This window comes from Streptosporangium sp. NPDC051023, assembly GCF_040689595.1.
Lineage (GTDB): Bacteria > Actinomycetota > Actinomycetes > Streptosporangiales > Streptosporangiaceae > Streptosporangium.
Genome location: NZ_JBFBCE010000175.1, coordinates 1 through 6,395, shown reverse-complemented (window position 1 = coordinate 6,395; position 6,395 = coordinate 1). Strand labels below are relative to the sequence as shown.

Annotated in this window: 6 protein-coding genes and 1 pseudogene; 1 reads left to right on the top strand and 6 read right to left on the bottom strand. The window is 66.3% G+C overall.

The genetic code is table 11. The features are described from left to right. Window positions 1-37: 37 nt before the first annotated feature. From AB0395_RS47400 to AB0395_RS47385, 4 genes are all read right to left on the bottom strand, one after another. A complete protein-coding gene (locus AB0395_RS47400; RefSeq protein ID WP_366294737.1) occupies window positions 38-415 on the bottom strand; it encodes a hypothetical protein in 378 nt (125 codons plus the stop codon). Beyond that, a complete protein-coding gene (locus AB0395_RS47395; RefSeq protein WP_366294734.1) occupies window positions 412-639 on the bottom strand; it encodes a hypothetical protein in 228 nt (75 codons plus the stop codon). Before AB0395_RS47395 ends, AB0395_RS47400 begins: the two co-directional genes overlap by 4 nt. Window positions 640-795: 156 nt before the next feature. Beyond that, window positions 796-2,043 (bottom strand): helix-turn-helix transcriptional regulator, encoded by a 1,248-nt coding sequence (locus tag AB0395_RS47390; protein ID WP_366294732.1) that lies wholly within the window; start codon window positions 2,041-2,043, stop codon window positions 796-798. 516 nt (window positions 2,044-2,559) lie between these two features. After that, window positions 2,560-2,757 (bottom strand): hypothetical protein, encoded by a 198-nt coding sequence (locus AB0395_RS47385; protein ID WP_366294729.1) that lies wholly within the window; start codon window positions 2,755-2,757, stop codon window positions 2,560-2,562. Window positions 2,758-2,903: 146 nt separating this feature from the next. On the opposite strand from AB0395_RS47385, the gene AB0395_RS47380 reads away from it, so the two are divergent. After that, window positions 2,904-3,860 carry a hypothetical protein gene (locus AB0395_RS47380; protein ID WP_366294726.1) on the top strand — a complete coding sequence of 319 codons (957 nt, stop codon included), beginning with the start codon at window positions 2,904-2,906 and terminating at the stop codon, window positions 3,858-3,860. Between the two features lie 835 nt (window positions 3,861-4,695). On the opposite strand, the gene AB0395_RS47375 is transcribed toward AB0395_RS47380, so the two are convergent. Both AB0395_RS47375 and AB0395_RS47370 read right to left on the bottom strand, forming a co-directional pair. Next, window positions 4,696-5,970, bottom strand: a complete 1,275-nt coding sequence (locus AB0395_RS47375) for an ATP-binding protein (RefSeq protein WP_366294724.1) — start codon at window positions 5,968-5,970, stop codon at window positions 4,696-4,698. A gap of 68 nt (window positions 5,971-6,038) precedes the next feature. Beyond that, window positions 6,039-6,395, bottom strand: a pseudogene (locus tag AB0395_RS47370) (hypothetical protein); the annotation flags it as partial.

The window sequence follows — 6,395 nt, the reverse complement described above, 5'->3', positions numbered from 1 at the left end:
GACGGCGAGGACGGCACTCCTCGCCGCCGCGCCGGTCTCAGGCCGCTTCCCGGTAGGGGCGTCGGCCGTGCTGCGGCGCGACGGCGGGCGCCTGGGAACGTGCGCCGTCGCGCCTGTCCGGAAGAGACGCGGGCGCGGGGAGCGCGTGCCGGATGAAGGCCGTCTCCGCCTCGCGCATCCGCTCCGCCAGACCTTCGGCGGTGTCGTCGGCGATGATCAGCGGTTCGGGCGTCGGCCAGGCCGCGAGGGCGTAGAAGCGGCGCTGCCCCAAGCTGTAGAGCACGCTCCAGCTCTGGCAGGAACGGTCCAGCTGTTCGGCTTCGGATCGGGCGGGGCCGTCCCACAGGCGCCGGTACACCTTCGTGAGCGGCTGGCCGTCGCGGTGTCGTCCGCAGTGACGAGATCGTCCGATCATGGCGTCACCTGTTCGGCGACCTGACGGGCGATCCCTTCCTGGTGCTCGACGAGGGCCTGGATCTCGTCGAAGGTGTCGGCGTCCAGGTCCGGTTCGGCACCGGCCCGCCGCGCCGCGACGGGAAAGGGCTCCTGTCGGAAGGCCCAGAACCGGCTCCTGTCACTGAGGATCAACCGCCATCCCGGGATGGTTGGTGCGGGCACGGTGGCCCTACCATCGTGCATGGATCGCAGCTCCTTTGCGATCAAGGGACCCCGTATGGCATGGCCGCCTGCGGGGTTCCCGCTATGTACTGGCCGTAACATCGTCGCTACGCAAAAGACCTCTTGCGTTGCCAGTTAGGCAACGCAAGAGGTCTTGACGTGGTGGGAGATGGAGTGCTAGACGCCGCTCCATTGGGCGAAGTCGCGTAGCGAATCCGTCGCGCGCTGACGTGCTCGAAGCAACGTGGCCACCGTCTCATGAACGTTCGGGTGGTATCGGGTGAGCTGTGGCGCGATCCTTCTGGCCTCCTGCAAGGACTGCAGGGCTTGGGAATGCCGGGCGGTCCACGCAAACGACTCGGCGCGGCGGATCCAGAACCCGGCAACTCGGGTGGGTTGGTAGTCCTCTGGCATCTGCACCATCTCAGCCCACCGTAGTGCCGCGTCATGGTCGTCACCATGGATGGCCGCGTCCATCTGGCCAAGGGTCACGTTCAGCTGTCCGAAGGCCAGGGCGTAGCGGCTACCAGGGGGATTCTCCTGCTCATGCTGCCGCGCCGATGCTTCAGCGAGGTCTTCGGCTTCGCCGAGCCAGCTTTCTGTCGCGGCCTGATCGTGCTGAACGGCCGACAATGTCGCGGCGCGCAGCAGCAGAGTCCCGCGTACGGCTGCGGTGGCGGGCTCGCCATCGTTGACCAGATCCCGGAGGGCCAGGCGCATGAGCGCTACTCCACGATCGGGCCGGGCGGTTTCGGCATGCGTCATCTGCGCCCGCTCGTATCGCTCGATGGCGACCTGTCGAGGATCCCCCGACTGGGGTGCCGCAACAGCCATGCGAGCCAAGGCGAGTCGGGCCAGGTCCATGTAGCCGAGCCGGTAGGCGACGATTGCCGTGGTGCGCGCTACCTCCGCCTGTAGGTAGTACGCGCGTTCGCGGTCGGCACCGGGCGCGCTGTGGATCTGTACGGCGGTGGCTGTGGCCGTGATCAGCTCAGGCAGAGCTTCGGCCGCAGCCGCGAAGTTGCCGGAGGCCCGACGCCGCGAAGCCTGCGCTACTTTCGCGGCCAACTCATCGAGCGAGTCGGTAGGGACATTTTCCTCTAAAGGGATATCCCAGCTATCAAGGGCGCTGCTTATCGGGGTGAGTAGCGCGTCTAGTTGATCCTTTTGCAGGATGTGGATATAGGGCTGTCCGTGCAGGACAGAAATCGGTACGCCGAGGGCGCGAGCCACTGCGGCCACCACGGCGGGACTGGCATGCCGGTCGCCGGACTCCACCCTGGAAAGGTGGCCGGTGGACACATGAGCGCGGCGCCCCAGCTCGGCAAGGGAGAAGTCGCGGATAGCACGGAATTCGCGAATGCGCATTCCGACGCTCGATGGCTCGCGCCCGCCGTAGTCCACGGGCGTGTTACGGTCGTACATAGCCCTGACCTTCCCTGAAGCGGTGAGAACTTCAGGCTACGGCGCAGGGCTTTCTTCTTGCCATCGACTCCGGGGTTTTGCTTGCTTACGGCGACGGCACCTGTCCCGCCGTCAAGTGCCCAGTTCTTTCACTTGCGGGAACACCTTCCCCGCACGGCGCGATGCCCCGCCGGTCGGTGACCGGCGGGGCGTCCTCGGTTCTGGCATGCGCGGGACGATTCCGCGCCCTCTATAACCGGTTGGCTACAGACCCGTATCACGCTGGTACCTCTACCAAGGTTTCTCTGTCCAGACACCGGCGCGCCCAAGCCAAAAGCAGTCCCTCGTCGCTCATCCGCTCCTCAGTTCGGAAGTTGAACGGCGGAGCGTTGGAAACCAACACCGGTCGCGTCGGCGTGGGTGGTTCCCATGACCAGGATGGCCGTCATAGGGGGATCTCCCGGTGGGTGTGGGGATGGAAGCGGCTGGGCGGCTCGCGGAGCGTGGTCGGCACGAACCGTCTGGGGATCGAGGGGGTTACGGGCGCATCCGGTCGAGGATCTCGGCGTGGCGCGCGAGCGCTTCGGCCAGCCGTTCCGGGGTGCTGCGGCCGACGGAGGCCCGCGCCCCGGCCGTGTGCTCGGTGGCGGTGACCGGCCGGTACAGGTGCGCCCACCACCGGGCGACGCCCGGGGCGTCGGCCACCTGGAAACGCCAGGCCGGATTTGCAATCAAGGGCCCCCGTATGGCCTGCCAGCCTGCGGGGTTCCGCTTTTGTGACTGCTCCATCACAACGTTGAGCAATTCCCGCGGCCAAGATGCGATTGGGGGACACTGAGGGGGACAGGAGGTCCTCCCGGGTCCGGTGAAGAGGTGACGTGATGGCCGCGGAGCTGGCTCGCCGCGTGGCCGCCAGTGACGTCGGCACCGAGACTCTCGAGTGGCTGGAAACGGCCGTTGATGATCTGGCGGTGGCGTACCCCGGAACACCACCTGCGGAGCTGCTCGGTCGGGTGCGTCAGCATCTCGCCTACGTCTCCCAACTGATCAGCGTGAAGAAGACGCTCGCTGAGCATCGACGTCTGCTCGTGGCCGGTGGTTGGCTGTCGTTGCTCGCCGCAACGTGCCATATCGACCTGCACCAGTTTCCGGCGGGCGCCGCACGGCTCCGGACGGCCGCCCAATTGTCGAAGCACGCCGAGCACCCCGAGATCATGGCGTGGTGCCTGGAAACGGAAGCGTGGCAGGTTCTCACCTCCGGCAACTACCGGCGCGCGCTGAGCCTGTCCCAGGATGCGCAACGGATCGCACCGAAGGGCAGTTCTGCCTACATCCAGGCAACAGCGCAGCAAGGCCGTGCTTGGGCGCGGCTCGGCGCAAGTCGGGAGACGCGCGACGCGCTCAACCAAGTTGCGCGTCTGGTCGCGCCGCTGAGGATGCCTGACCGGGCCGAACATCACTATCGGTACGATCCCGCCAAGAGTGACGCTTACACCGCAACCACGCTGTCATGGCTTGGTGACCCCGCCGCCGAGCCGTACGCCCGCGGAGTACTCGCCCGACTGGAGTCGACAACGGACGGCCCGCCCCGGCCTCGTAGGGCCGTCTCCGCACGGCTCGACCTGGCTCTTGCCCTCCTGGCCGCCGGTCAGCCTGACGAGGCTGGGCATGTCACGCTCACCGCCATAACGAGTGGCCTCCTGGTGCCGTCGAACTACTGGCGTGCGGCCGAGGTGATCACAGCCGTTGAAGCACACCGCGTACCCGAGGCTGCTGAGCTACGTGAGGCGTACCGGGAACTGTGCGCGCCTGCGAAGCTCCCCGGCCACAGGGCCTAAACGGCAGAACACCCCGCTGGTCGGCAACCGGCGGGGTGTCCGTGGGCCTGGCATGTACGGGACGATTCCGCGTTAAGCGGTCTTCTCTGAACTAGTCGAATCGGGTCCATGCAGCCGGATGTTGAGGCAGTATGGAGCCCATGCAGTCATCTTCAAAGCGCGACCGCTCCGGGGGAAAGTACCCGTGGCGTCGGCTTTGGGCTGTGCTGTCTGATCCGATGATCATGATCGTGATTGCGCTGATTGATGGATTCCTATCCGGTCAGCGACCACTAAACTCGGGGCGCCGTGTTCTGCGGCCTCGGCCCTGCTCGCTCGCTGCTGCCCTCAGTTAAGAGCCCCTTCCCTAGGTTTCTATCGATGTTTTCCATCGGTGCGGGAAGGGTCGCGTGCCCCTCTGGGAGGGCTGTTTGAAGGAGCGCGTCTTCTTCCCGCTGGCAGGTTGCCATCATCAAGGGAAGATCAGATGCCCCGTCCATGGAAGATCGTTTGGCCGCGTCCTGTCCAGATGCCGGATAGCGACCGTGGCGCTGAAACGCCGGGCGATGAGCACGCAGCGGCCCCTGCTGAGCGCTCCGCCGAGGAGCAGGGCCTTGGGAAGGTTGTCGCGCGGGGAGCTGCAGAAGGAGCCGCCCGGGAGGTAATGCGGCGATTCCTGGAAGGTCTCGAAGGATTCTTCGAAGACTAGGGCCAGCGTTGGGGTGGTCTTGAACGGTGGCGCAGGACCACCCCTGCTGCGCCTGTGGCCGTAAAGGCTCAGATGAGCTAGAGACACGTTTTGGGCCGGGCTGGAGCATGGGGTGTCAGGCGCAGGCCGCCCCTGCCTAGAGGACGATCATGGGGTTGACGTTGGGGGGTCGGCGAGAGCCTTCTCATAGAAGCTTTCGACTCCCAGCGCGCGCAGAAGCGGTCCCGCAAGCCGGTGGGTGACCGCTCCTGAGGTGCTGTTGAGCTCTGCCCAGGTGACGCCGGTGGTGCGGGTGTAGGTGTCCTCGTCGGAGCGGGCGCGAGGGCCGAACCCGATGCCGTTGTTGGTGTAGGCGCGAAGACCGTTGAGGCCGGTGGCGCCGATGGCCAAGGCCCAGTTGCCGAAGTAGCCGGCCTCTTGTGCGGCCGCGAGGACCAGCGTCAGGAACCTGCGTGTGTGGCCGACGGCCGCCGCAGCCAAGATCACCTGTTCGCCGGAGCCGTCGGGCGCTTGGTCGGAGAGTCGGCTGAAGAACAGGCGCAATCCCCCGTCTTCGTGGACCTGCAGCTCGATGGCGTCTTCGGCGAAGTGCTGGCTGCTGGGAATGAAGGTGCGGCCCTCGCCCAGGTTGTGGGTGGCGCGTGCGGCGCCGCGGCCGCGCCGGAAGCCGTTGGTGGCCTCCCGAAGGGACGGGCTGACCTCTGCGATGTTCCCCAGGATGGCGTTCAACTCCGGGGTGTAAGCCTGCTCCATGAAGGCCGCGAGCTTGGAGTTCCACGTCGGCCCACTGGTCAGATCGAGAAGCAAGTCCGAACGGCCGGCCAGGGGCTGGGCAACGAGGAACAGGTGAGCCTGGCTGCGCTGCTCGCCGGTGATCGGGTCGCGTTCGATCTCCTTGTGCAGCAGGTCAAGCGCATCGCGGTCAGCTGAGCGGCGGCGCTCGTGCAGCCGGGCGACCTCGGTGTCGGACAGGACGTGCTTGGTCTTGTCGCCGCGGCCGTAGTAGCGGCCGTCGACCATGTGCGGCGCGGCCGGGCTGGCCGGAATGTGGATAACGAGATAGCCCCGGGTGGAGTCAGCGTCGCTTTCGATCTCCTCGGTGAGGACCGTCAGGGGCTGGTCGGGGATGGTGCGGGCGATCTGCTCGATCTTCTCGGCAAGGCCGTTGAGGAGCTGAGGGGCCAGGGTGAAGGTGCGGTTCGGCTTGTCTTCGGCAACGCCGATGATCAGAGTGCCGCTGTCGATGGCGAAGGAGGCCATGTCACGAGCGGCCTCCCGGTTATCGCCCCTGGTGTCCGGGACCTCTTTGAGGTCGAGGAAGTGCGACTCCACGAGCAGGCCGTCGTCAATGGCCTGTTGGAGGTCGGCCTCGGTTGTCGGGGTCCACCGGGAGTTGTTCGGAGACAGGTAGATCGGCGTCACGGTGTCCTCGCAAATCTGACGGTAACCAAGAGCCCTTCGCCCCGGGCGGGTGAGGACATCGACCAGTCCTAGCCGATCGACGGGTTAAGCGCATCTCGGTTATCCGCCTGGAGGTTCATCCCGCCGGTTCGGCGTTTGGGGAGTATCGCGGTCCGTCCAGCGACCTGGCGAAAACTAGGGAGCCCGAGATTAACGGTGGTGGCTTGGCGGGCCCGTTCGTCGAACTTGGCCTCGGCGGCAGTCAGGTAGATGTGCAGGCCCTCGACTTCGCCGAGCCAGCCTTCGCGTTCGGCTTCGGCGATGCGGGCAGGAGGTTGTCGCGGATCTCCTCTAGTGCTGTGACCGGAAACGATCACCGGGTTGGGTGAGCGTCTCAAGCTGCCGGTGCGAGTGGACGGCCGCCCCAGCGGATGCCTTTCTCGCTT